The sequence below is a fragment of the Nocardia canadensis genome (assembly GCF_032656385.1).
GTDB lineage: Bacteria > Actinomycetota > Actinomycetes > Mycobacteriales > Mycobacteriaceae > Nocardia > Nocardia canadensis.
The window spans coordinates 1,957,653-1,982,426 of record NZ_JAVCWB010000008.1 but is presented as its reverse complement, the minus strand read 5'-3'; the positions used below and the strand labels follow the sequence as shown (position 1 = coordinate 1,982,426).

Below are 24,774 nucleotides of genomic sequence, written 5' to 3'. Positions count from 1 at the left end.
CGACGGGGTGACGCGCAAGTCCTGTTCGTAAAGTTGGTCAATCGTTCAACTTTGTGGCGGGTCACCTGCGCCGTCCCGGACCTGTCCGACCGCCTCGGTACCCTGCTGGACGTGAGCGAGAGCCTGTTCGACGTGCCCGGAGAACCCGCCGCGCCCGAGCACGGTCTCGATGCGGTGATCCGGCGCGATTCCGGTGCGCCGCTGGCCGTCCGGATGCGGCCGCGGTCGCTCGACGAGGTGATCGGTCAGCAGCACCTGCTCGGGCCGGGATCGCCGCTGCGCCGCCTGGTCGAGGGCTCCGGGGCGGCGTCGGTGCTGCTCTACGGCCCGCCGGGCACCGGCAAGACCACCCTGGCCTCACTGCTGTCGCAGGCCACCGGGCGCCGTTTCGAGGCGCTGTCGGCCCTGTCGGCGGGCGTCAAGGAGGTCCGCGCCGTCATCGACGTCGCGCGGCGCAGGCTGACCGTGGGTGAACAGACCGTCCTGTTCATCGACGAGGTGCACCGCTTCTCCAAGACCCAGCAGGACGCGCTGCTGGCGGCGGTGGAGAACCGGATCGTGCTGCTCGTCGGCGCGACGACCGAGAACCCGTCGTTCTCGGTGGTGTCGCCGCTGCTGTCGCGCTCGCTGGTGTTGCAACTGCAGTCGCTCACGCCCGACGACATCCGCCAGGTCCTCGACCGCGCGATCACCGACCCGCGCGGGCTCGACGGGCAGTACGCCGTCGCCGAGGACGCGCTCGACCACATCGTCCGGATCGCCGGCGGTGACGCGCGCCGCGCGCTGACCGCCCTGGAGGCCTCGGCCGAGTCCTCGCTCGACGGCGTCGTCGATGTGGCACTGGTCGAGGCCAGCGTCGACAAGGCCGCCGTCCGCTACGACCGGGCGGGCGATCAGCACTACGACGTGATCAGCGCGTTCATCAAGTCCATCCGCGGTTCCGATGTCGACGCCGCCCTGCACTACCTGGCGCGCATGCTCACCGCGGGTGAGGACCCCCGCTTCATCGCCCGCCGGCTGATGATCCACGCCAGCGAGGACATCGGCATGGCCGATCCGATGGCCCTGCAGACCGCCACCGCCGCCGCCCAGGTGGTGCAGCTGGTCGGCCTGCCCGAGGCCAAGCTGGCCCTGGCCCAGGCCACCATCCACCTCGCCACCGCGCCCAAGTCCGGCGCGGTGACCTCGGCGCTGGGCGCGGCCATGGCCGACATCGCCGCGGGCAAGGCGGGCGCGGTGCCCCCGCATCTGCGCGACGGCCACTACGCCGGCGCGGCCGCGCTGGGCAACGCCCAGGGCTACAAGTTCCCGCACGACGCCCGTGACGGCGTGCTCGCCCAGCAGTACCCACCCGACGACCTGGTCGGCACCGACTACTACGCGCCCACCGACCACGGCTTCGAACGCGAAGTGGGCCCCCGCGTCGCCAAACTGCGCCGCATCGTCCGGGGGACCTAGCCCGGCCGCGTCGTCGACAGCGAGCGGCGCCGATCCGCCGATGGACGAGTATCCGGCCGGATCGTGTCGACGGTGAACGGCGCGGTCCGCCGGCAGGCGAAGTGCCCGTGCGGCGGGCTCCGGCGGATCAGTCGACGGCGAACGGCGCCGACCCACCGACCGACCAGATCCGGCGCAGCCTGCCCCCGACGGCCTCCATCATGTCGATGCCGCCGTGCTCGGGTTCCCCGGATCGCTCGGAATGCCAGCGGACCGCGAAGGTGCCGGAACCTTCGGCATCGAGCGTGCCGGTCGCGGCCGAGTCGACGACGAAGCGCACGTCCGGCCGCTGTGCCCGGAATCCGGTGACGAAGGCGGTCACGTCGGCGGGACCGCGCAACCCGTCGGTGGCCTCGCGGGTGGTGGCGGCGAAACGGAGCTGGAAGTCGTCGGTGAGCAGCTCCCTGGCGAGATCGGGGTCGGTGTTCCAGAGTGCGGTCCAGCGGGCGGCGAGCTGGTCGGCGACGGTCGGTGCGGTGGTGGTCATGGGTTGCTCCCCGGTGAGGTGGCCGCCCCGGTGACGGCCGGCGCTGTCCAGGGTTCAGTCCGTCCGCGACAACGGTGTGTCGGTGATCGGGGTCACATCGATCAGTCGCCCGTCGCCGGTCGGGATGGTCGACAGGTCGATGCCCCGGTCCACCGCCACGTCGTCGAGCACCTGCGCGCGCACCACGCGATCGAGCCGGAATCCGCGCAGTCCCGACCGCATCCGGCACCAGGCGTAGAGGAACCAGTGCTCGCGGCCCGCCACGAACGCGAGCGGCTCGACCTCGCGCTCGGTGGGCGCGCCCAGCCGATCCAGGTACTCGATCCGCAGCACCCGCCCGCCGAGGAGGGCGTCCAGGATCGCGGGCGACAGGACGGGTGCGGGCGCGACCGGGAAGAACCGCACCCGCTCTACCAGCGCCGTCGCCCGCAGCCGGTCCTGCTCGGGCAGCACCGCCACCACCTTGTGCACCGCCGACAGCGCGGCCGCCGCGAACGGTGTCCCGGCCAGCCGGGGGAGCGCGACGGCCAGTGCGGTCGCCTCCGCCGCGGTCAGGCTGACCGGCGCGAGCGTGCGGTGCCGGTCGAGGGCGTAGCCGCCGGCGCGGCCCGGCACGGTCCGGATCGGCAGCCCCGACTGTTGCAGCGCGGCGAGATCGCGCTCGATCGTGCGGGTCGACACCTCGAAGCGGGCGGCCAGCTGACGTGCGGTGCGCGGCCGCGGACTGTAGGCGCGCAGCTCTTCGGCGAGGGCGTAGAGCCGCTCGGTCTTGGTCACGTTCGGATTGTCGCCGAGACCACCGACTCCGGCGCAAAACCGGTGGATTGCAGGCGGTAAGCTGGACAGCTGTGCAGACCCACGAGATTAGACGGCGTTTCCTGGACCATTTCGTCCGTGCCGGACACACCGAGGTGCCCAGCGCCTCGCTGATCCTGGCCGACCCCAACCTGCTGTTCGTCAACGCAGGCATGGTCCAGTTCGTGCCGTATTTCCTCGGTCAGCAGACCCCGCCGTACGCCACCGCGACCAGCGTGCAGAAGTGCGTGCGCACCCTCGACATCGAGAACGTCGGCATCACCACCCGCCACAACACCTTCTTCCAGATGGCGGGCAACTTCAGCTTCGGTGACTACTTCAAGCGCGAGGCCATCACCCTGGCCTGGACACTGCTCACCAGCAGCGTCGAGGACGGCGGCTACGGCTTCGATCCCGAGCGCCTGTGGGTGACGGTCTACCTCGACGACGACGAGGCCGAGCGGATGTGGCTCGAGATGGGCGTACCCGCCGACCGCATCCAGCGCCGCGGTATGGCCGACAACTACTGGTCGATGGGCATTCCGGGCCCGTGTGGTCCGTGCTCGGAGATCTACTACGACCGCGGCCCCGAGTACGGCGTCGAGGGCGGCCCCGAGGCCGACGAGGACCGCTACATCGAGATCTGGAATCTCGTGTTCATGCAGAACGAGCGCGGTGCCGGCATCGGCAAGGACAACTTCGAGATCCTCGGCCCGCTGCCCAAGCAGAACATCGACACCGGCATGGGCGTGGAGCGCGTGGCGTTCCTGCTCCAGGGCGTGGACAACGTCTACGAGACCGACCTGATGCGCCCCATCATCGACAAGGCCGAGCAGCTCACGGGCCGGTCCTACGGTGTCGAGCACACCGACGACGTGCGCTTCCGCGTCATCGCCGACCACGCCCGCACCGCCGCGATGCTCATCGCCGACGGCGTGAACCCCGGCAACGACGGCCGCGGCTACGTGCTGCGCCGGCTGCTGCGCCGCATCGTGCGCTCGGCCCGCCTGCTCGGCGCCGAGAAGCCGGTGATGGGCGAGCTGATGAAGATCGTCTCCGAGCTGATGTCGCCGTCCTACCCGGAGCTGGCCACCGATTTCTCCCGCATCGAGACCGTCGCGGTGGGCGAGGAGACGGCCTTCCTGAAGACCCTGAACACCGGCGAGACCCTCTTCGACAACGCCGCCACCGCGGTGAAGTCCAAGGGCGGCAAGCAGATCACCGGTTCGGACGCCTTCGCGCTGCACGACACCTACGGCTTCCCGATCGACCTCACCCTCGAGATGGCCGCCGAGGCGGGTCTGTCGGTGGACGAGGAGGGCTTCCGCTCGCTCATGGCCGAGCAGCGCAAGCGCGCCAAGGACGACGCCCAGGCTCGCAAGCACGCGCACGCCGACCTGACCGTCTACAAGGAACTGGTCGACCGCGGCGCCACCGAGTTCACCGGCTTCGACGAGCTCACCTCCGAGGCCAACGTGCTGGCCCTGATCGCCGACGGCGTGCGGGTGCCCGTCGCCCAGGCCGGGTCCGACGTCGAGGTCATCCTCGACCGCAGCCCGATGTACGCCGAGTCGGGTGGTCAGATCGCCGACCGTGGCACCATCACCGCCTCGGGCCTGAAGCTGCGCATCAACGACGTGCAGAAGATCGCCAAGAAGCTGTGGGTGCACAAGGCCACCGTCGAGCAGGGGCAGATCACCGAGGGCGATGTCGTGCTCGCGCAGGCCGATCCGGCCTGGCGCCGGGGCGCTACCCAGGGCCACTCCGGCACACACATGGTGCACGCCGCGCTGCGGCAGGTGCTCGGCCCCAACGCCGTGCAGGCCGGTTCGCTGAACAAGCCCGGCTACCTGCGGTTCGACTTCAACTGGCAGGGTGCGCTGTCGGAGCAGCAGAAGGCCGACATCGAGGCCGTCTCCAACGACGCCGTCGGCGCCGACTTCCCGGTGAACACTTTCGTCACCGACCTGCCCAAGGCCAAGGAGATGGGCGCGATGGCCCTCTTCGGCGAGAACTACGGCGACGAGGTGCGCGTCGTGGAGATCGGCGGCCCGTTCTCGATGGAGCTGTGCGGTGGTACGCACGTCGAGCACTCCTCGCAGATCGGCCCGATCACGGTGCTGGGCGAGTCCTCGGTCGGTTCCGGCGTGCGTCGCGTCGAGGCGTTCGTCGGCCTGGATTCCTACAAGTACCTGGCCAAGGAGCGCGCGCTGCTGGCCGGTGTCGCGTCCGCGCTGAAGGTGCCGTCGGACGAGGTGCCCGGTCGGGTCGAGCAGCTCGTGGAGCGGCTCAAGGTGGCGGAGAAGGAGCTCGAGCGCACCAAGGTCGCCGCGGTGCTGTCCTCGGCGGGCACCTTCGTCGAGCAGGCCGAGCGGGTCGGCTCGGTGTTGCTGGTCGCCGCTGCCGCGCCCGAGGGCGTCGCCGCGGGCGACCTGCGCACCCTGGCCACCGATATCCGCGGCCGGTTCGGCAGCGAGGCCGCGGTGGTCGTGCTGCTCGGCAACACCGACGGCAAGGCGCCGTTCGTGGTGTCGGTCAACAAGGCCGCCCAGGATCTGGGCTTCAAGGCGGGCGACCTGGTGGCCAGCTTCGGCCCGAGCATCGCCGGTCGCGGCGGCGGCAAGCCGGAGATGGCGCAGGGCTCCGGTTCGGATCCGTCGGGTATCCCGGCCGGTCTGGCCGCGGTCCGTGCCCGGGTGGCCGAACTCGCCGGCTGATGCCACCCACCGCAGGTCCAGCCGAACAGGAACCGGCCGACCGACCGGATCCGGCGACCGACCCCGGTAGGGGCCGCCGGATCGCGATCGATGTCGGCAGCGTCCGGATCGGGGTCGCCTCGAGCGACCCCGACGGAATTCTCGCGACCCCGGTGGAGACCGTGCCGCGCGCCAAGCCGTCGAAGTCCGGCGGGCGCGCGGCGGGTCCGCCCGCCGACATCTCGAGAATTGCCGATATTGTGCGGGAGTACGAAGCCGTCGAGGTGATCATCGGGCTGCCCCGCACCTTGCGCGGTGAAAACGGCACGGCGGCGGGTATCGCACGTCGGTTTGCCCGGGAGTTGCGCCGGGTGATCGACCCGATTCCGATACGCCTTTCCGACGAACGTTTGACTACGGTGTCTGCTGCACGTGCGCTGCGCGACAGCGGAGTTCGCGCACGTGGCCAGCGGCAGGTGATCGATCAGGCGGCAGCCGTGTCGATTCTGCAAGGATGGTTGGACGAGCGGAGTTCGGTGTTGAAGGACGCAGCAGACGCGAGCGTGGTCGGAGACGATGCATGACCGACCGATGGGCCAGGGCCGAGGAACGCTACCGGGCGCGGGAAGCTGATCGGCGCTATCCCCGCCGCGACGACTGGGGCCTGGACGCCCGCGAGGCGCGCGAGGAGCCGCAGCCGGCCGGTCCGCCCGGCTGGGACGACGATGACGACACCAACGTCATTCCGCGCTACGAGGACGAGCTCTACGACGCCGAGCCCGAACCCGAGCCCGAGCCCGTGGCTCCGCCGCGTCGGGTCGGCCAACGGGCCGCTCCGGTGGGCCGCGGCGCGGGCGGACGCAACCCCGCCGACCGTGGCCGGGGCACGCCGTCGTCCGGACGCGACAAGCAGCCCGCGGGCCGCGGCAAGGCGGCGTCGGGCCGCAAGCGGTCGCGGATCGCCTCGCGCAAGGCCGCCGAGCGCAAACGGCGTCGCCGCAACCTCTGGGTGGTCGGTGCGCTGCTGGCCGTCCTGATCGTCTCCGCGGCCGGTTTCGCCGGCTACAAGCTGATGAGCCGGTTCGCCCCGGCCGAGGACTTCGCCGGTCCGCCCGGGGCGCTGGTCGTGGTGCAGGTGCATCCCGGCGACACCGCCTCGCAGATCGCCGGTGCCATGCACGACCGTGGCGTGGTCGCCAGCCCCGAGGCCTTCTACGAAGCGGCCGTGCGCAATTCGGGGATGAACAACGTGCAGCCCGGGTACTACGCGATCGGTGTGAACAGCCCGGCCGCCACCGCCGTCGCCACGCTGGTCGGCGGGAAGTCGCGGGTCGGCAACGTGACCGTCTCCGAGGGCAGGCTGCTGCACGACAAGCACGACGCGAACACCGGCGGCCGCTACGACGGCATCTACCGCAAGGTCGCCCAGGCCAGCTGCTACGGCGCCGAGCAGAAGTGCGTGACCTACGAACAGCTCGACGCCGCGGGCGCGAGCACGGACCTGGCCGCCCTCGGTGTGCCGGACTGGGCGATGAAGGGCGTGCGGGAATCCCCGGACCGGTCCCGGCAGCTGGAAGGCCTGATCGCCGCGGGCACCTGGGATTTCGATCCCAGCGGGACTCCGCAGCAGATCCTGCGCCAGCTGGTGACCTCGAGCGTGCAGCGCTACGAGTCGACCGGCCTGCTGCAGTCGGGCGCCACCACGGGCCTGACGCCGTATCAGACCCTGGTGTCCGCGTCGCTGGTGGAGCGGGAGGCGAAGCCACAGGACATGAGCAAAGTGGCCAGGGTGATCGTGAACCGGCTCAAGGTCGATCAGATGCTGCAGTTCGACTCGACGGTCAACTACACCCTCGACACCACCGAGGTGGCGACCACCAACGCCGACCGGGCCAGGGAAACCGCCTGGAACACCTACGCGATGCGCGGCCTGCCCGTGACGCCGATCTCGGCACCGTCACTGGACGCGTTGCGGGCCATGGAGAATCCGGAGCCGGGCGCGTGGCTGTACTTCGTCACCGTCGACAAGGAGGGCACCACCCTGTTCACCGACAGCTACTCCGAACACCTGCGCCTGGTCGCCCAGGCTCAGCGCAGCGGCATCCTCGACAGCTCCAAGCCCTACGGTGGCTGAGTCGCGCAAGGCGGCGGTGCTCGGCAAGCCGATCGCACACTCACGGTCGCCGCAGCTGCATCTGGCCGCCTACCGCGCGCTCGGGCTGGACTGGACCTACGAGCGCGTCGAGTGCACGGCCGAAGAGCTGCCGGGACTGGTCGACGGGCTCGGACCGGAGTGGGTCGGGCTCTCGGTGACCATGCCGGGCAAGGAGGCCGCGTTGGCCCGCGCGGACACGCGCACCGACCGGGCGGTCCTGGTCGGCTCGGCCAACACCCTGGTGCGCACCGAGGCGGGCTGGCTGGCCGACTGCACCGATGTGGACGGGGTGCTCGGCGCGCTGCGCGGGGGCGGCGTCGACCGGGTGCGCGAGGCCGTGGTGCTGGGCGCCGGTGGCACCGCCCGGCCCGCCCTGCTGGCGCTGTCGGAACTGGGCGCGGAATCGGTGACCGTGGTCGCACGCGACGCGGGCCGCGCGCGTGACGCGCTGGAACTCGCCGAACGGCTGGGCCTGGCCGTGTCGACGATCGGCTTCGAGGTCGAGGCCCTCGCCGCCGTCTGCGCGACGGCGAGCGCGGTGGTCAGCACGATTCCCGCGACGGCGGCCGCCCCGGTCGCGGCCCAGGTCGCGGCGGCGCCGGTGGTGCTGGACGCGATCTACAACCCGTGGCCGACCCCGCTGGCCGAGGCGGTGGCCGCCGCCGGGCACACGGTCGTCAGCGGCCTGCAGATGCTGCTGAACCAGGCCTTCGGTCAGGTCGAGTTGTTCACCGGGCAGCCCGCGCCGCGCGCGGCGATGGCGGCCGCGCTCGACGAGGCCCTGCCCTCGGTCTGATCGCCTTATCGCCGGAATTGATACCTGTTCTAGTTTTTTCCGGTTAAGGTGTTGCACATGACCGCTTGGGTGTTACGAGCCACCGTCCTCGGCGCGCTGGTCGTCGGCTTACGGCTGCTGCTCGGCTTCGCGATGGCGTTCTGGCCGACCTACGGCATGATCTGGCGGGTCGCCTGCCTCGTCGTGATCGTCGGTGTCGTGGTCGTCTGGGGGATGCGCGACGGCCGGTCGGGCACCACCGATGATCTCACCGTGCGCTGGCTGGCCGCCGGGGCCGTGGCCGGTCTCGCCAGTGGTGCCGTGTGCCTGATCCTCGATCAGGTGCCCGGCGTCGAACTCGGCGACTCCGGCGCGCTGTTCGAACTGACCTCGGCGGCGTCGTTCATCATGCTGCTGATCTTCCTGCCCGGGCTCGCGGGGGTCGCCTTCGGTCGCCGCCGCGCGCGGCGCACCCCCGAATCCCCTTCTCCCACTACGCAACCGGAGTTCGCTCCGGCAGTCTGAGTCCGTTGGTACTGTGCCCGGCGAGCGCGCTCGCCGGGCACAGTGCCGTTCAGAGCAGGATCGGGCCGCCGGTGGACGCCTCGCGCGCGATCGCGGAGTAGGCCGCGGCCAGCAGCGACGGATCGGGACCCTCGAGCCGGCCCGGCTTGGCCAGCCCGTCGAGCACCACGAATCGCAGCACACCCGAACGGGTCTTCTTGTCGGTCTGCATCGCGTCCATCAGCTGCGGTAGCGCGTCACCGTCGTAGCTGACCGGCAGGCCGACGCTCTCCAGGATGGTGCGGTGCCGGTCGGCGGTGGCGTCGTCGAGGCGACCCGCCAGCCTGCCGAGCTCGGCCGCGAACACCAGGCCGACGGAGACAGCGGCACCGTGCCGCCAGCGGTAGCGCTCGCGACGCTCCACGGCGTGCCCCAGGGTGTGGCCGTAGTTCAGGATCTCGCGCAGGCTCGACTCCTTGAGGTCGGCCGCCACCACGTCGGCCTTGACCTGGATCGCGCGCCGGATCAGTTCCGGCAGCACGTCACCGGTGGGATCGAGCGCGGCCTCCGGGTCGGCCTCGATGAGGTCCAGGATCACCGGGTCGGCGATGAAACCGGCCTTGATGATCTCGGCCATGCCCGCCACGATCTCGTTGCGCGGCACCGTCTCCAGCGTGGCCAGGTCGACCAGCACGGCGCTCGGCTCGTGGAAGCTGCCGACGAGGTTCTTGCCCGCCTCGGTGTTGATGCCGGTCTTGCCGCCCACCGCGGCGTCGACCATCGCCAGCAGCGTGGTCGGCACGTGCACGATGCGCACGCCGCGCATCCAGGTGGCGGCGACGAAGCCGGCCAGGTCGGTGGCCGCGCCACCGCCGAGGCTCACGATGGCGTCGTTGCGGGTCAGCCCGATCCGGCCGAGCACCTCCCAGCAGAACCCGGCCACGGCCAGATCCTTGCCGTCCTCGGCATCCGGGATCTCGATGCGGTGCGCGTCGATCCCGGTGTCGGCCAACGCTTTCCGGACCACCTCGGCGGTCTCGGCCAGCGGCGGCTGATGGAAGATCGCCACGGTCCGCACGGCGTTGCCCGCGGTGACCGCCTCGACGAGATCGCCGAGCAGCCCGCGTCCGATGATCACCGGGTACGGGTCGGCGGTGCGGACCTGGATGGTGGTCGGCTCTGTCACGTGCGCTGCTCCGATTCTTTCTGGTCGTTGGTCTTGCGTCGGCCGCCGCGTCGCCGCGGCCGGTTGCGCCGTGTGCGCTCGCCCTGAGCGGTCGAGCGGTCCGCGTCGCCGGTCTGGCCCGATCCGGAACGCTGTCCGGTCGGCACGGGGGTGCCCGCGCGCTGACCTGCCGGGCGATCCGGTGACGCCGCGGATTGCGTTGCCTGGTCGCCGCCGGTGGCGCGCGTCGCCGTCTTGCCGTCGGCGTCGCGATTCGTGCCCGCGGCCGAGCGGATGCGGACCCCGCCGCGACGGGACCTGGTACGCCGGGAGCGTCGAGTGCCGGTCGTGCGGGCTTCGCCCTGCGCTGTGCCCGCGTCACCGCTCGACCCGGCGTCGGCGGATCGGGTCGCCGCCGACGCGGTCCGGTCGATCGTGGCCTGCTCGTTCGCCCGGCGCGCGGCCGCGGCGCGTGCCCTGGCGCGGCGACGCGCCCGCGACCGGTTGCTGCCGATTCCGGGCCTGCTGGTGGCCGAACCCGAAGCGGCGGTACCGGATCCGCCGGCGCGCTCGGCGTCGAGATCGGTACGCACCGATTCCAAGCCCAGCTTGGTGAGGATCATCCGCACGACCCGGCCGGGGCTGCGCCCGTCGGTTCGCACGCGCACGGTGGCGACCTCGCGGTAGAGCGGGCGCCGGATCCGCATCAGCTCCCGGTACTTGGCACCGGGATCGGTGCCGTTGAGCAGCGGGCGGGCATTGCTCGAGCCGGTGCGCCGAAGTCCTTCGGCCACACTGATTTCCAGGTAGACCACGGTCGCGGTGCGCAACACCGCGCGGGTCCGTGCCGACAGCACCGACCCGCCGCCGAGCGACACGACACCCTCGTGTTCGAGCACGGCACGCCGCACCACCAGCTCCTCGATCCGCCGGAACTCCGGTTCACCGTCGTTGGCGAAGATCTCCGGAATGGAGCGGCCGGTTTCGGCCTCGATCCCGGCGTCGGTGTCGTAGAGCTCGACCCCGAGCTCCCTGGCGAGCTTGCGTCCGATGGTCGACTTCCCCGACCCCGGCGGCCCGACCAGCACCACCCAGGCACGGGGTACGGTCACCGCCTCGGTATCGGCGCTCGCGTCGGTGGCACCGGTCGCGTCGGTGGCACTGCTCGCGGCGGCCTCAGCGATCGCAACGGTGGCACTGCGGTCACCGGTCGAGTCGGCGGCGCGGGTGCTGGTCGCGTCGACGGTGCCGACCGCGTCAGCGGAGCCGACGGCTCGGTCGGCCTGCCCGCCGGTGTCGACAGTCGATGGGGGACCCGCGTCGTTGTCCTCCGCGGCCCCCTCCTGTCCCGGCCCGGTCACGGCGTACGGCTGTCCGCGGGCACGTGCGGGCGGTTGCCGATCCGCTCGAGGTAGCCGGTGATGTTGGCGAGGGTCTCGGTCAGCGAGTCGCCGCCGAACTTCTCCAGCGCGGCCTGCGCCACCACCAGCGCGACCATCGATTCCGCGACCACACCGGCCGCGGGCACCGCGCACACATCCGAGCGCTGGTGGATCGCGACGGCTTCCTCGCCGGTGGACATGTCGACGGTCGACAGCGCGCGCGGCACGGTCGAGATCGGCTTCATGGCGGCGCGCACCCGCAGTGCCTCACCGTTGGTCATGCCGCCTTCCAGACCGCCCGCGCGGTTGGTCGAGCGCAGCACACCGTCAGGCCCGGGACGCATCTCGTCGTGGGCCTGGCTGCCACGCCTGCGCGCGGTCTCGAAACCGTCGCCCACCTCGACACCCTTGATCGCCTGGATGCCCATGAGAGCGGCGGCCAGCCGGGAATCGAGCCGCTGCTCGCCGCTGATGAACGAGCCGAGCCCGATCGGCAGACCGGAGACGATCACCTCGACGACACCACCGAGGGTGTCGCCGTCCTTCTTGGCGGCCTCGATCTCGGCGATCATCGCCGCCTCGGCGTCGGCATCGAACGCGCGCACCGGGCTGGCGTCGATGGCGTCGAGATCGTGCGGGCCGGGGATGACGCCGGTGGTGTTGGCCGCGGTGCCGATCGACACCACGTGCGAGATCACCTCGACGCCGAAGGCCTGACGCAGGAAGTTGCGGGCGACCGTGCCGGCCGCGACGCGGGCCGCGGTCTCGCGGGCGCTGGCCCGCTCGAGCACCGGACGAGCGTCGTCGAAATCGTACTTGAGCATGCCGGAGTAGTCGGCGTGACCGGGGCGCGGACGGGTCAGCGGCGCGTTGCGCGCCATCCCGGCGAGCGCGTCCGCGTCGACCGGGTCGGCCGACATCACCTCGGTCCACTTGGGCCACTCGGAGTTGGCGACCTCGATCGCGACCGGACCACCCATGGTCCGGCCGTGGCGCACGCCACCGACCAGGGTGACCTTGTCGGCCTCGAACTTCATCCGGGCGCCGCGCCCGTAACCGAGCCGACGGCGCGCGAGCTGTGCGGAGACATCGTCCGATGTCACCTCGACTCCGGCGACCATCCCTTCCAGGAGGGCGACGAGAGCGGGACCATGGGATTCTCCGGCAGTTATCCAGCGCAACACGCCGACCATCTTCCCATGTCGACACGCGTGGTCGGGAACGTGGGCCGACGTGACGAGCGGCACGTCGCCGCCGCGCCGGGCCGCGCGGTGGCGGCCACCGCCTGGATGGCGCAGCGTCGAGGCGGTGGCCACCGGCACCGGGGCGCCGACGCCAGGTCGGTGATCGGCCCGGCGCGTCGCGGTGGCGCTCATGCCAGCGCCATCGCGGTGACGGTGGCCAGGCACATGGCCGGAACGTGCGGCACCGGTCGCCACGACGGTATCGACGGCACGCTGTCGCCCCCGCGACCCAGAGCCGCCCGCAGCCGCTGCCCACCGAGCACGCCCACCGCGATCGCCGCCGTGAGCGCGGGCGCGGCGATGGCCGCCCACACCCACGCCGGCGGTCCCGCGAGCGCGGCGGCGGCCCCGAGACCTACCGCCAGTTTCACGTCACCGGCGCCGAGCGCGGTGGGCGAGAGCAGGTGGGTCACCAGGTACGGCATCGTCAGCAACGCGGCCCCGATGACCGCGGTCGCCAGATTGCCCGTGTGCCAGGCGTAGAGGAATACCGCCGCCGCGCCGACGCCGGTGAGGGCGTTGGGCAGTCGGCGGGCATGGATATCGATGACACCCAGCAGCAAGCACCAGGCGATGAGCAGGCAGAACGCGGCAGTGGTCATGCGTTCGATCGTGCGCGGCGGCGGCCGCCCGATCGAGGTCCGATCGGCGAATGTGGACAACTCGGCGCGATGTGGACAACGCGGTGTCCAGTCCCGCCGGGAGCGGACGCGCCGATGGCGGGAAAGTGCGGCGTTCGGTGCCGACGTGTCGGTCGTCGAGCGGTAGCGTTGACACATGTGTGCTGATACCCCGCGTCCTGATCACGCGGCACGGCGTGGTGCTCTGCGGAGCCTGCTGGTGGAGAACGGCGTCGACGCGCTGCTGGTCACCGATCTGGTCAATATCCGCTACCTGACCGGGTTCACCGGATCCAATGCCGTGCTCCTGGTGCACTCCTGGGACATGCGCGGTGCCGAGGACCGCACCGTCATCGGCACCGACGGCCGCTACTCCGCGCAGGTGGCCGCGCAGGTCCCCGATCTGAGCGCCGAGATCTCCCGGGCCACCGCGCGGCGGATCATCGAGCTGGCCGGTGAATGGCAGCTGGGCCGGATCGGCTTCGAGAGCCATGTGGTGACCGTCGCCGAGCACACGTCGTTCCAGCAACTGCGCACCGGACTGCAATTGGTGCCGACCAACGGCCTGGTCGAGCAGCTGCGCATGGTCAAGGACGAGTACGAGATCGCGCAGCTGCGCGCGGCCTGCGCGGCCGCCGACGCTGGCCTCGCGAGCCTGCTCGAGCGTGGATCGATCCGGCCGGGGCGCACCGAACGGCAGGTCGCGCGCGACCTCGAGTGGGCGATGTTCGAACACGGCGCCGACGCCGTCTCGTTCGAGACGATCGTCGCCGCCGGGGTGAACTCGGCGGTTCCGCATCACCGCCCGACCGGTGCGGTGCTGGCCACCGGCGACTTCGTCAAACTCGATTTCGGCGCGGTCGTCGACGGCTACCACTCCGACATGACCCGCACCCTCGTGCTCGGCACCCCCGAGGACTGGCAGCGCGAGATCTACGAGCTGGTCGCCCGCTCCCAGCGGGCCGGGCGTGAGGCGCTGAAACCGGGCGCCGGGACCGCCGAGGTCGACGCCGCCGCTCGGGTCGTCATCGAGGAGGCTGGCTACGGCGCGCAGTTCGTGCACGGCCTCGGACACGGGGTCGGGCTGCAGATCCACGAAGCGCCCGGAGTGGCGAAAACGAGTACCGGTACACTACTTGCTGGCGTGGCGGTGACCGTCGAACCTGGTGTGTACCTTCCCGGCCGCGGCGGGGTCCGGATCGAGGACACGCTCGTGGTACGCGAGGCGGGCCCGGACCTGCTCACCCTCACCAGCAAGGACCTGACCGTCGTCGAGTGACGCCGGTCCCCAGAGACCGCAGTAAACGAACGAGGAGATCCGAGGACAGTGGCGGACACCAGCGACTTCAAGAACGGCCTTGTGCTGAAAATCGACGGTCAGCTCCAGCAGATCGTCGAATTCCAGCACGTCAAGCCGGGTAAGGGCCCCGCGTTCGTGCGGACCAAGCTGAAGAACGTCGTGTCCGGCAAGGTCGTCGACAAGACCTTCAACGCCGGCGTCAAGGTCGAGACCGCGACCGTCGACCGGCGCGACATGACCTACCTGTACCACGACGGCACCGACTACATCTTCATGGACGGTGACACCTACGACCAGATCTCCATCCCGGAGTCCACCATCGGCGACGGTGCGCGCTTCCTGCTGGAGAACATGGGCGTGCAGGTGGCCGTGCACGAGGACGCGCCGCTGTTCGTGGAGCTCCCCGTCACCATCGAGCTGGTCGTGCAGCACACCGACATCGGCCTGCAGGGTGACCGCTCCACCGGCGGCACCAAGCCCGCCACCCTGGAGACCGGCGCCGAGGTTCAGGTCCCGCTGTTCATCAACACCGGTGACAAGCTGAAGATCGACTCGCGCGACGGCAACTACCTCGGCCGCGTCAACGCCTGATCGTGACGGACTCCCCGGCAGACAAAAAGGGCTCGTTCAAGAAGCTCGGCGCACGCCACAAGGCGCGCCGCCGGGCCGTGGACCTGCTGTTCGAGGCGGAGGCGCGTGACGTCGACGTCTCCGACCTGCTCACGGAACGCGCCGAGCTGGCGACCCGTGACCAGAGCGTGGCTCCCGTGCACGCCTACACCTCGGTCCTGGTCGAAGGCGTCGCCGACGACCTGGACCGGGTCGACGGCACCATCGAGGGCTACCTGCAGGACTGGACGCTGTCGCGCCTGCCCGCCGTCGACCGGGCGATCCTGCGGATCGCGGTGTGGGAGCTGTTCCACGCCACCGATGTCCCCCCGGTGGTCGCGGTCGACGAGGCCGTCGAGCTGGCCAAGGAACTGTCCACCGACGACTCGCCGTCGTTCGTGAACGGTGTGCTGGGCCAGGTCGTGCAGGTCGCGCCGCAGGTGCGTGCCGCCGCGGCGGCCACCAGGGCCGCGCGTCCCGCGCCGGAGGATCGGTCGTGACGAACAAGTACCTCGTGATGGTCATGCGCACGCCGGCGTTCGATCAGTCCGTGGTCGAACCGCACCGCGCGTTCCTGCAGGAGTTGCTCGCCGAGGGACGGCTGCAGGAGAGCGGCCGGTTCACCGACGGCACCGGTGGCGCATACGTCGTCCTGGCCGAAAGCCTGGACGCCGCAACGGCTATCGCGCACGCCGATCCGGTTCACACCACCGGGGCGTCGGAGCTGACGATCTACGAATGGGAGATCGCCGTCTCGGCGTGAGACCTTCCGGCGACAGCCGCGTATCCCACCGGATGCGCGGCTGTCGCCGTTCCGGCCACTTCCGATGCGAATCATCGGGACATGCCGGAGAATGCAACCAGCATCGAACGCCGTCGGATCGGCGGGCTGGGGGAGACCGTGAGTGAACGACCATCACTGAGCAGCTGGCACCTGACCCGGGCGCAGTTGCTCTGGGCCGCACTCGGTTTGGCGGTCGTTTTCGCCATCCTGATCATGGCGCGCGGCAGCGTGCGCGAGATCTTCAAGGTGCAGCCGGATTTCGTGCTCGGCCTGTCGCTGTCGATCAGCACGATCTTCTTCACCAAGGCGTTCTCCCGGTCGGGCATCGCCTCCGCGGTGCATCACATCCACGAACCGCGCGATCCGAATGTGCTGGCCGCCTTGGATTCCGCAGTCGACCAGCGGCTGCACGCGATGGGATTGCACGAGAATGTCGCCCTGCTCAGCCGGGATATCGCGGTGGCGAGCAAGCGGATCAACGAGTTCTACGACCTGCAGGCGATGGAGCCCCGCTTCCACACGACGGCGCCGCTGTTGCGAGTGGCGCTCACCGATCTCGACGACGCGCTGGCCATCGTCAGCCGAGTCGCCGACCGGATCGGCACCACCGAAACCACGCGGGTGTACCGGATTCCGGAGGCGACCAGGTCGCACCTCAACGACGCGCTGCGCGATGTCATGGAGGCCTCGGCCCGGCGCAACGAGACCTACGAGGCATTGCGCGCGCAGGTCGCCGGTGAACCGGTCGATGATCTGTGGGGCCTGTTCGCGGTGCTCACCTCCGACACCCTCAAGGCGCAACGCGATCTGGAATCGCTGGTGAGCAAGACGATCCAGTCGGTGCCCGCCGACCGCATCGCCGTCCTGCAGGGGTATGTCGCGGCGTCGCTGAGCCGGCTGGAATCGGTCGGCGACCTGATTCGCGCGCGTGGCCTCACGACACCGCCCGCCCTGCAGATCATCGCCGAGGATCTGCGGCGCGCGCAGGCCAAACTCACTCGCGCGCAGGAGGCGGAGGGCGACCAGCACGCCACGCCCGCGGCGCCGGTGGCTTGAGCCCGATCCCGACGGCCTCCGCCGGTGGGTGTACGGGAAACCGGCGGAGGCACGACCGACGCTGGGTGGCGTGGTGTCGGGTGTGCGCTGGGCACGCGAATGATCTTGCAACCTCGAGTGCGCTCGAGGTCAAGCCGGTTCAACGATCGGCGTGGACCAGCGGCGCGAGGAACCCGGTGACCTGCGCTGTCGAGGGCAGGCCCAGCCTGCGGCCGAGGACATCGGGAGCGTCGGCGACGGCGCGGCATCGATCGGGGTCGGTGTTGGCGGGATCGGCGGAGTAGCGCTCGCCGACCATGATCGCGCGCCCTGCCTCCCGTCCGGTGCGCAGCTCGTAGACGGTGATCTCGTAGGTCGCCCGGAACAGATTGACGGTGCGTCCGATGGGAGCGCCCGGCGCGGCCGGGAGCTGGCAGGTCTGGACGAGATCGCCCAGGCTGGTCTGCCGCATGCAGGCGATGAGCTGGACCGAGGACGTGTCGCTGGGATTCCACGCCGGCGAATCGCTGGCCCCGACGATGGTGGCGAGCTCACCCGAGAGATAGATCGGGCGCGCACCGTCGCGCTGGTACTCCGCGGCGTTCGGGAACGGCTTGCGGTCACCGCACATCCGGTCGTAGTCCGCCATCTCGAACCGGCTCGCCTGCACCGCGGTGATGGCGAAGAACCCCGCCCCGAACAGGGCGATGAACAGCAGCAAGCCGATTCCGGGACCGATCCGCAGTCGCCGTCGCTCGCGGGGGCGGCGCTCGCGCACCGGAGTATTGCGCCAGCGTTCGAGCAGGGACGGCCCGCCGGACCGGTTCGATGCCCGTGCCCGCGTGCGATTCGACGCGACCGGACGAGCCGGTGTCCGCCCCTGATCGACCCAGTCGCTCCAGTGTTCGGAATCGTCGAACCGGTCGGGGTGCCGGAGGGAATCGGGCTCGTGCGGTGCCGATGACGACCATGCCGCGGCCGCGGCGGTACCGGCCGCGGCGGTACCGGCCGCGACGGTGCCTGCCGCGACGGCGTAGCCGGGTGCCGCGACTTCCGGATCGTCGGGATCCTCGTCCTCGGACCAGGGTTCGTCGTCGTAGGCCTCCTCGTCGTCGGTCGATGACGGCTCGGCTTCGTGCGGGATCCCGGTATTCGCGGCGCTGCTCGACGAGGGGGAACTGCTCGGAGATTCGATGACCTGCGCTACCTCCGGTTCGGCGAACCGATCGTCGGTCGACTTGACCAGCGACACAGCATCTCCCGCACCTTCGCTGGTCGGCATCGCTGCGACGGAGTCCGTCCGGGGGACGGATTCGTTCCGCTCCACCACGCCGGTAGCCGTTTCGTCGGGTGACGGATCATCCTCGGCTGCGCCGCCACTGCCGGAAACCGCGACGCTCGCTTCCTCCGTGGCCGATCCTTCGCTCACCGCCCCGACCGATCCGTCGCCTGTGCTCTCGGGCAGATCGACATCCTGTCCGTCGGGGTCCGCGCTGTCGGGCCCGGTGCGGGCGACCAGCGCAGACCCTGGCGCAGGGGCGGTTTCCGCGCTGGGGGCACTGTCCGGCGCGGAAACGGGAGTTCCGGTTTCGTCGGAAGAGTCCGCCGCGGGCAACTCCACCGCCCGCTCCTGCTCATCCGCTGTTTCCTCGGAAAGCTCGGCCGAGTCCGCTGTGCTCGGCGACGACGCATCCCGCGAGTCGTCCGCTGTGGCAGTCATACTCACCAACCCCGCCAACGGCGCGGCGGCGCCGATCGAGTTCTCGCCGGGCGTCGGGTCATCCTCGGTGGTCGTGGTGACCGCGCTCGGTGCCTGCTCGGCGGATTCCTGCTGGGATGCCACCGCATCCGCGTCCGGCGCCCCGTTCGACGGCCACGGCCGATGCGTGAGCCGATCGATCGCCGCGAGGAATCCGGGAGTGCTCGCCTGCGCCACCCGGGTACCCGCCCGCGACGTGCCGCCTGCCCCCGCGCCTGCGGCGCCGTCGTCGGCCTGCCCGAGCCCGACCGAGGTGGGCGCCGGCTTGCTCGTGGTCGACGGGGCGAGCCGCGCCGGAAATCCCTGGTCGGCCAGGGCTACCCGGGAGGGCAGCAGGCGGCTGAGGTTCAGCGCCGCGAAGACCCGGCGCACATCGTTGACGCTGAGCCGGACCGTGCGCCCTGTCTCGGCGTGGAAATAGTCGCGCAGGGACGAGGCATCCTCGCGTTCGATCAGCACCGCCCGGTACCCATCGGCGATGCGAGCCTCCTCAAGGGTGATCTGGGCGCCGGGCTGGGGGACCAGCGCGACCACCGCGTTCACCCACCCGAAGATCCCGGACTGCTGCAGCAGATTCTTGGCGGCGAACACCTGCCTGCGCACCTGGACGAACGGATTGGGCACCCGCACCGCGTGATAGAGCGCGGCTTCCTCGCCGTCGACCGTCCACGGACCGTTGGGCGGGGTGGCGAGCACGCCGTCCTGGCGTGCGGTGAACCCCTTCACCTCCACCACGGTGGCGCCCTGGGGCGTGCACACCAGGGCGTCGACCTCGACCGATCCGCCCCGGCTTTCCGGCACATGGCAGCGGAAGATCGCCACGCCCCCTACCTCGGACGCGGCCCATTCCCGGATCGCCGCCGCGACGATCTCTTCTGCGCCTTCGAGTTCGGTTTCGTCCGCGACAACGACGATCACCACGACCCCCTGAGCAACCGATTGCGGACCCCTACCAGGATACGACCTCCGTCGGCGACATCGAAACCGAATCTTGTTGCCGAGCAACAGGATCGGCAATATCGATTACCGCTCTCACCGAGCACCGCCGGAGGCGGGCCGGGCGGTGGCGTCGGCGGGGGACGGCGAATCCCATTCCCGCGGTGGGCGGGTCACCTGACCTGCGACAACGGCCGTTCCCGTCGGCCGGTGCACGGCGAGAAAGCCGAACGGCCGATCGATGTGCACGGCGGTGACGGTCGCCCACCGTTCGACAGGTGCGCTGCCGGTGCGCATCGCGACGGCGGTGATCGCGGCGGCCTCGAACCCGGCCGCGTCGAACCGGGCCATCACGTGCTGCCCGGCCGTGCTCACGGCCAGCGGGTAGTCGGAGATCCCGGGCAGGCGCGCGGACTCCACGCTGCTCGCTGCGGCCAACCCGAACAGCTGGGGGTGGTCGGTGAGGTCGTGTGCGCTGCGGACCTCGAACGGCGGGAGCTGGAGGTCGACACTGTCCCCGCCGAAGGTCTTGCACCGCGTCACCGTCAGGCACGGGGCCGTCGTGTCGGGAGTGGGCGTGCCCGGTGCGGAATTCTCGTCGTCGAGCGCGGCCAGGCCGACGGCCAGTGCCTGCCGCGGCCCCTGTGTGCCGATCAGCAGGTGGACGTCGAGATCGCCGGTGCCGGTGACGATCACCCGGGTGACGTCGCCGCCGAGGACGGTGACGCTGCCGTCGGCGTGGCTGCGCCGGGACAGCCCCGGCCCCTGATGTCCCTGCCACGGCCCGGATTCCGGGGACCACCGGATCAGCTGGAACGGCCGCACCCAGCGGGTCCGGGCGACCAGGGCCGTGGCCAGTGCGAAGGCCGTCGAGGCGTCCACGGTGACCGGGAACTTCTCGATCAGGCCGCCTGTGCGTTCGCTCGCCCAGGCGTCGAGGGCGGCTTGATCCAGCAGCGTGCCCGCGGTACCGGCGGGCATGCTGCGGACCCATGCGTCGCGCAGGGTGATCCCGGGTCGTACCCACGCGCCGGTCGCCACCGCGACCTCGGCCGAGGAATCGAGCGACCGCAGCAGCGCCAGCCCGGCCGCGTGTGCCGACTCGGCCGAAACCCCTACCGCCGCCGCCAGTTCCCCTTGAGCTGCCCCTTGTGCCGCCCCCGCCAGCACCGCGAGCAACGGCCACGCACCCGCCCCCGACACCACGGCATCATCGTCGGCGAAGGTCGTAGTCCATCGTGCGGTCAGCGCATTCGACGAACGAACAGGCAACGCCAATCGACTCCCCATGCCCGGAATCCTACGACCCCGACCGGCTCACCGACCGCCGCCGTCTGCCTATCGGCCACCCCGGAGGCCGATTCGCGCGGGGTTGTCCGTCGACGACGCCGGCGTGCTTCCTACGGCCGCAGCAGGATCGTGCCGAGGGCGCTTCGCTGCTCGAGCATGCGGTGAGCCGTCGCGGCCTCGGTGAGCGGCACGACGGAATCGATCGCGACGGTCAGTTGTCCTCGCGCGGCGGCGTCGAGTGCGGCCGCGCGCTGACGTGCCACCTCGGCGAGCCAGGCCGCGCCCGCGCAGCCGGTGAGGGTGAGGCCGCGCAGGATGAGGTCGACGGCGGTGAGCTGGGTGGGCAGGCCGGCGAGCCAGCCGTAGCTGAGGATGCGGCCGGTGCGCGGGGTGATCAGGTCGAGCAGGGGTGTCACGGAGTCGCCGCCGATCGAGTCGAAGACGACATCCACGGTGTCGGTGGCCAGGGTGGCGCGGAGCTGATCGGCCCAGTCGGGGGCGGTGTGATCGATCACCTCGGCGGCGCCGTGGGTGCGGGCGAGGCGGGCCTTCTCGGTGCCGCCCGCGGTGGCGACGACACGGACCCCGGCCGCCGCGCACAGCTGGGTGAGGACGCTGCCGACGCCGGTCGCGGCCGCCTCGACCAGGACGGTGTCGCCGGGGGTGAGCGCCGCGGTGGCGACCAGGGCCAAGGCGACCGAACCCGGCATCTGGGTGGCGGCGGCGCGATCGGTGCTCAGGCCGTCGGGGATGACGGTCAGCGCATCCGCCTCGGCCACCACGAGTTCGGCGTACGCGCCGAAACCGCTGGTGGCGGCGACGACCCTGGCGCCGAGCAGTGCCGCATCCACGCCGACGCCGACTTCGGTGACCGTGCCCGCCGCCTGGAAACCGAAGACCTCGGGCAGCGGGGCGGGGAAGGGGAACGTCCCTGCTCGCACCAGGGTCTCCGGGTAGAGCACCGGGATCGCCTCGGCGCGGACGAGGACCTGCCCGGCGCCCGGTCGCGGTGCGTCGACCGCGCGGGGCACCAGCACCTCGGGTGCGCCGGTCTCGGTCATTACGATTGCCTGCATCAGAACTCCATAAGTTGACTGCCGGTCCAGATATCCGAACGATATGGACCGGCGGTCAACTTGTCAACGGATCGGCGGCCGCCGAGGAAGCGATGTCATGACAGGCCCACGCCCCACCGAGCGCGCCGACGCCGCGCGCAACCGTCGAGCGATCCTCGACGCCACCGCCGCGCTGCTGGCCGAACACGGCGCGGCGGGGGTGACCATGGATCGGGTCGCCGCCGCTGCGGGCGTCGGCAAGGGGACCATCTTCCACCGCTTCGGCAGCCGTGCCGGCCTGCTGTACGAGCTGGTGGCCGAGGGGGCGATCGCGTTGATGGCGGCTGTGACGAGCGGGCCGCCGCCGCTGGGTCCCGGCGCCCCGGCGACCGACCGGCTACTGGCCTTCTTCGACGCGATGACGAGCATGGTCACCGACGACGTCGAACTGATCGCGGCCTACCGGGCCATGCCCCCGCACCCTCGCAGCGCGGAATTCCACGCGTTCTGGGCCGAGCACATCACCACCCTGCTGCACGAGGTACGCCCGGAGATCGACGCCGAGACGGTCGGCGCGCTCCTGCTGTCGACCCTCGGTGGGGAACTCGCGCAGCAACTGGCCAGGGCGGGCGAGGTCGACCGGTTGCGCGCGGGGGTGCGAGAACTGGTGCGTTCGGTGCTGATCGCAGCCTAAGCCCGGCGGCGGCGCGGTCCATGCCGCCGAGGAGGCGTCGTCAGCGCACGTTGCGCGGGCGGAACTGGATACTGATGCGCGGTCCGACCGGTCGCGTGGTCTTGGGGACAGCGTGCTCCCAGGTGCGCTGGCAGGCGCCGCCCATCACCAGCAGATCGCCGTGTCCGGCGGTGAATCGCACGCTGGCTCCGCCGCCGCGCGGGCGCAACAGCAGGGCGCGAGGCGCGCCCACGGAGACGATCGCGACCATGGTGTCGTGGGTGGCGCCGCGACCGATCGTGTCGCCGTGCCAGGCCACGCTGTCGCGGCCGTCGCGGTAGAAGCACAATCCGGCGGTGCGGAAGGGTTCGCCGAGTTCGGCCGCGTAATGGCTGCTCAGCGCGTCGCGCGCGGCGACGAGAATTCGGTCGGGGAGCGGATCGTGCTCGCCGAAGAACGAGACGAGCCGTGGCACGTCGACGACCCGGTCGTACATGGGTCTGCGTTCGGCGTGCCACGGCACCCGCTCCGCCAACCGGTCGAACACCACACTCGCGCCGCTCAGCCAGCCGGGGAGGACATCCACCCAGGCCGTGGCGTCGAGGCGGGTGCGCCGGATCGTCTCGATCGAACCCAGCGCAACCGCATCACCGTCGAACAGTGAACCTTGCAGGGGCAGCGACATGTCGACAGTCTAGCGCGCGTTCGAACGTATGTTCGGTCAGTGCCAGTATTCGTGCCGTGTGCCATCGGTGTCGGCGACGAAGACGATCGCGTCGGCGCCCGCGAGCCCGGCGGGCTCGAACGGCAGGTGACCGGGCACGATCGGCTCGCCCACGCCGATCGAGGCCGGGAGCGCGGCGCGCAGCGCGGACGCGGGGAACAGCGCGCGGCGGTACGTGGCCGCGGCCAGCTCGCCCTGGAGGGTGCCCGGGAGGCTCTTCGGGTTCGCGTCGGTGGCTACGAACGCGTAGCTCTCGCCGAGGCTCATCGCGACGAGCGCGCCCGCGCCACACCAGTGCGCGTCGTCGCCGCCCATGGTCAGCGTGGATCCGGCGCGCTGCAGGTGCACGTTGTGCGCGAAGACCAGGGCCGGTCCCCGGTGCTGCTCCGCGGCGACGATCGCGAGCAGGTTGTCGGCCATCATCTCGGCGCGCACGCTGAGCAGGGTCGCGATGCGATCGGCGCCGGGTGCGGCCACGGCCGCGTGGTAGCGCAGCAGGCCGAGGGCCGTGCGCGCGTTGGCGAGGGCGAGGTCGTAGCCGGCCGGGTCGGCGGGCCGCAGCGCCGGTGCCGCGCGGCGCAGCGCGCTCACGATGTCGTCGGCCACCACGCGCAGCGCGCGGGCGCGGTCGGAACCGCCGATCGAGGCGGCGGGGTCGTACACGGCCGCCGGGTTCGTCCAGTCGGCGTCCTCGCCCAGCAGGGTCTCGAGGTCGCGCAGGGCGGCCGGTCGCAGTGGTTCGGGCAGATACCCGCCGGCCGCGGTCAGGGTAGCGCGCGGGCTGGGGACGTCGGTCTGCTCGAGCGGCGCGTCGAAGCCGTAGAAGCGCAGACGGTCCGCGGGGGAGCGTCTCGCGTTGTAGCCGCGCAGCCATTCGACGAGTTCGCGATTGCCGGGCACGGCGCCGAAGCGGTGGCTGAATCCGGTGGCGAGCACCGTCTCGAGGTCGGTGGTGGTGGTCCCGCTGATGTAGTCGTCGACGATCGCGGCGGCGAACAGATCGGACTCCAGCGCGATCGACCGGAATCCGCGCTCGGCCAGCTGCGCCAGGAGTTCGTTGCGCAGCAACGGAAATGCCGCGATCCCGTGGGTGGGCTCGCCGAGTGCGAGCAGGACCGGCGGTTCGGCACGGCACGCGAGCAGATCGTCGACGGCACGACCCAGGCTCGCCGCGTCGTCGAGTTCGCGTGCGAGTTCGCGGGGCGTGGTGGCGGTAGGCATGAACACTCCTTGATCGGCGGGCATGCCTTCGACAGTATCGTTGAAGGTTCGGGTGAAGCTTTCGCGGA

At 71.1% G+C, this 24,774-nt stretch carries 22 protein-coding genes and 1 pseudogene; 12 read left to right on the top strand and 11 right to left on the bottom strand.

Features of this window, described 5'->3' with window-relative positions; all coding sequences use genetic code 11:
• Nucleotides 1–81: 81 nt before the first annotated feature.
• Nucleotides 82–1,458, top strand: a complete 1,377-nt coding sequence (locus tag Q7X29_RS23065; protein ID WP_316575408.1) for a replication-associated recombination protein A — start codon at nt 82–84, stop codon at nt 1,456–1,458.
• 127 nt (nt 1,459–1,585) lie between these two features.
• Here the strand turns inward: Q7X29_RS23065 and Q7X29_RS23060 are convergent, their stop codons facing one another.
• Both Q7X29_RS23060 and Q7X29_RS23055 read right to left on the bottom strand, forming a co-directional pair.
• The gene (locus tag Q7X29_RS23060) at nt 1,586–1,984 is read right to left on the bottom strand and encodes a nuclear transport factor 2 family protein (RefSeq protein WP_316575335.1); all 399 of its coding nucleotides are present in this window, start codon (nt 1,982–1,984) and stop codon (nt 1,586–1,588) included.
• A 54-nt stretch (nt 1,985–2,038) separates the two neighbouring features.
• Nucleotides 2,039–2,761, bottom strand: a complete 723-nt coding sequence (locus Q7X29_RS23055) for a helix-turn-helix transcriptional regulator (protein WP_218717167.1) — start codon at nt 2,759–2,761, stop codon at nt 2,039–2,041.
• 71 nt (nt 2,762–2,832) lie between these two features.
• Between Q7X29_RS23055 and alaS the strand changes: the two genes are divergently transcribed.
• Genes alaS through Q7X29_RS23030 form a run of 5 tightly spaced genes read left to right on the top strand, consistent with a single transcriptional unit; the run spans nt 2,833 to nt 8,930 of the window.
• Nucleotides 2,833–5,496: an alanine--tRNA ligase gene (alaS, locus tag Q7X29_RS23050; RefSeq protein ID WP_316575334.1), complete on the top strand. Its 2,664-nt coding sequence runs from the start codon at nt 2,833–2,835 to the stop codon at nt 5,494–5,496.
• Entirely contained in the window at nt 5,496–6,059 is a 564-nt protein-coding gene (gene ruvX / locus Q7X29_RS23045) for a Holliday junction resolvase RuvX (RefSeq protein WP_218717165.1), read from the top strand. The genes alaS and ruvX overlap by 1 nt, the downstream gene beginning before the upstream one ends.
• Nucleotides 6,056–7,609 (top strand): endolytic transglycosylase MltG, encoded by a 1,554-nt coding sequence (locus Q7X29_RS23040; protein WP_316575333.1) that lies wholly within the window; start codon nt 6,056–6,058, stop codon nt 7,607–7,609. Before ruvX ends, Q7X29_RS23040 begins: the two co-directional genes overlap by 4 nt.
• A complete protein-coding gene (locus Q7X29_RS23035; RefSeq protein ID WP_316575332.1) occupies nt 7,602–8,426 on the top strand; it encodes a shikimate dehydrogenase in 825 nt (274 codons plus the stop codon). Before Q7X29_RS23040 ends, Q7X29_RS23035 begins: the two co-directional genes overlap by 8 nt.
• A gap of 57 nt (nt 8,427–8,483) precedes the next feature.
• Nucleotides 8,484–8,930 carry a B-4DMT family transporter gene (locus Q7X29_RS23030; protein ID WP_218717162.1) on the top strand — a complete coding sequence of 149 codons (447 nt, stop codon included), beginning with the start codon at nt 8,484–8,486 and terminating at the stop codon, nt 8,928–8,930.
• 49 nt (nt 8,931–8,979) lie between these two features.
• Here the strand turns inward: Q7X29_RS23030 and aroB are convergent, their stop codons facing one another.
• The 4 genes and pseudogenes from aroB to Q7X29_RS23010 form a co-directional block, all read right to left on the bottom strand.
• Nucleotides 8,980–10,095, bottom strand: coding sequence for a 3-dehydroquinate synthase (gene aroB / locus Q7X29_RS23025; protein ID WP_218717161.1), 1,116 nt, complete (start codon nt 10,093–10,095; stop codon nt 8,980–8,982).
• A gap of 584 nt (nt 10,096–10,679) precedes the next feature.
• Nucleotides 10,680–11,186: pseudogene (locus Q7X29_RS23020) on the bottom strand (shikimate kinase); the annotation flags it as partial.
• 245 nt (nt 11,187–11,431) lie between these two features.
• Nucleotides 11,432–12,649 carry a chorismate synthase gene (aroC, locus tag Q7X29_RS23015; protein WP_218717195.1) on the bottom strand — a complete coding sequence of 406 codons (1,218 nt, stop codon included), beginning with the start codon at nt 12,647–12,649 and terminating at the stop codon, nt 11,432–11,434.
• A 179-nt stretch (nt 12,650–12,828) separates the two neighbouring features.
• A complete protein-coding gene (locus Q7X29_RS23010) occupies nt 12,829–13,302 on the bottom strand; it encodes an A24 family peptidase (RefSeq protein ID WP_316575331.1) in 474 nt (157 codons plus the stop codon).
• A 175-nt stretch (nt 13,303–13,477) separates the two neighbouring features.
• Here Q7X29_RS23010 and Q7X29_RS23005 point away from each other — a divergent pair, with 175 nt between their 5' ends.
• The 5 genes from Q7X29_RS23005 (at nt 13,478) to Q7X29_RS22985 (ending at nt 17,069) form a co-directional block, all read left to right on the top strand.
• Complete coding sequence (locus Q7X29_RS23005) at nt 13,478–14,599, top strand: M24 family metallopeptidase (protein WP_316575330.1); 1,122 nt, start codon at nt 13,478–13,480, stop codon at nt 14,597–14,599.
• Between the two features lie 48 nt (nt 14,600–14,647).
• The gene (gene efp, locus Q7X29_RS23000; protein WP_218721637.1) at nt 14,648–15,211 is read left to right on the top strand and encodes an elongation factor P; all 564 of its coding nucleotides are present in this window, start codon (nt 14,648–14,650) and stop codon (nt 15,209–15,211) included.
• Between the two features lie 2 nt (nt 15,212–15,213).
• Nucleotides 15,214–15,729 (top strand): transcription antitermination factor NusB, encoded by a 516-nt coding sequence (nusB, locus tag Q7X29_RS22995; RefSeq protein ID WP_218721639.1) that lies wholly within the window; start codon nt 15,214–15,216, stop codon nt 15,727–15,729.
• The gene (locus tag Q7X29_RS22990) at nt 15,726–15,992 is read left to right on the top strand and encodes a YciI family protein (protein WP_308248675.1); all 267 of its coding nucleotides are present in this window, start codon (nt 15,726–15,728) and stop codon (nt 15,990–15,992) included. The genes nusB and Q7X29_RS22990 overlap by 4 nt, the downstream gene beginning before the upstream one ends.
• 81 nt (nt 15,993–16,073) lie before the next feature.
• Nucleotides 16,074–17,069: a hypothetical protein gene (locus Q7X29_RS22985; RefSeq protein ID WP_316575329.1), complete on the top strand. Its 996-nt coding sequence runs from the start codon at nt 16,074–16,076 to the stop codon at nt 17,067–17,069.
• A 139-nt stretch (nt 17,070–17,208) separates the two neighbouring features.
• Here the strand turns inward: Q7X29_RS22985 and Q7X29_RS22980 are convergent, their stop codons facing one another.
• The 3 genes from Q7X29_RS22980 to Q7X29_RS22970 form a co-directional block, all read right to left on the bottom strand.
• On the bottom strand, nt 17,209–19,725 hold the full coding sequence (locus Q7X29_RS22980; protein ID WP_316575328.1) for an NERD domain-containing protein: 2,517 nt from the start codon (nt 19,723–19,725) through the stop codon (nt 17,209–17,211).
• A 114-nt stretch (nt 19,726–19,839) separates the two neighbouring features.
• The gene (locus tag Q7X29_RS22975) at nt 19,840–20,991 is read right to left on the bottom strand and encodes a serpin family protein (RefSeq protein WP_394358726.1); all 1,152 of its coding nucleotides are present in this window, start codon (nt 20,989–20,991) and stop codon (nt 19,840–19,842) included.
• A gap of 152 nt (nt 20,992–21,143) precedes the next feature.
• Complete coding sequence (locus tag Q7X29_RS22970) at nt 21,144–22,109, bottom strand: quinone oxidoreductase family protein (RefSeq protein ID WP_316575326.1); 966 nt, start codon at nt 22,107–22,109, stop codon at nt 21,144–21,146.
• Nucleotides 22,110–22,206: 97 nt separating this feature from the next.
• On the opposite strand from Q7X29_RS22970, the gene Q7X29_RS22965 reads away from it, so the two are divergent.
• A complete protein-coding gene (locus Q7X29_RS22965) occupies nt 22,207–22,782 on the top strand; it encodes a TetR/AcrR family transcriptional regulator (RefSeq protein ID WP_218721647.1) in 576 nt (191 codons plus the stop codon).
• 40 nt (nt 22,783–22,822) lie between these two features.
• On the opposite strand, the gene Q7X29_RS22960 is transcribed toward Q7X29_RS22965, so the two are convergent.
• Together Q7X29_RS22960 and Q7X29_RS22955 are read right to left on the bottom strand one after the other, a co-directional pair.
• A complete protein-coding gene (locus Q7X29_RS22960; protein WP_218721649.1) occupies nt 22,823–23,446 on the bottom strand; it encodes an alpha-ketoglutarate-dependent dioxygenase AlkB in 624 nt (207 codons plus the stop codon).
• 36 nt (nt 23,447–23,482) lie between these two features.
• Nucleotides 23,483–24,706, bottom strand: coding sequence for an erythromycin esterase family protein (locus Q7X29_RS22955; RefSeq protein ID WP_218721651.1), 1,224 nt, complete (start codon nt 24,704–24,706; stop codon nt 23,483–23,485).
• Nucleotides 24,707–24,774: the final 68 nt, after the last annotated feature.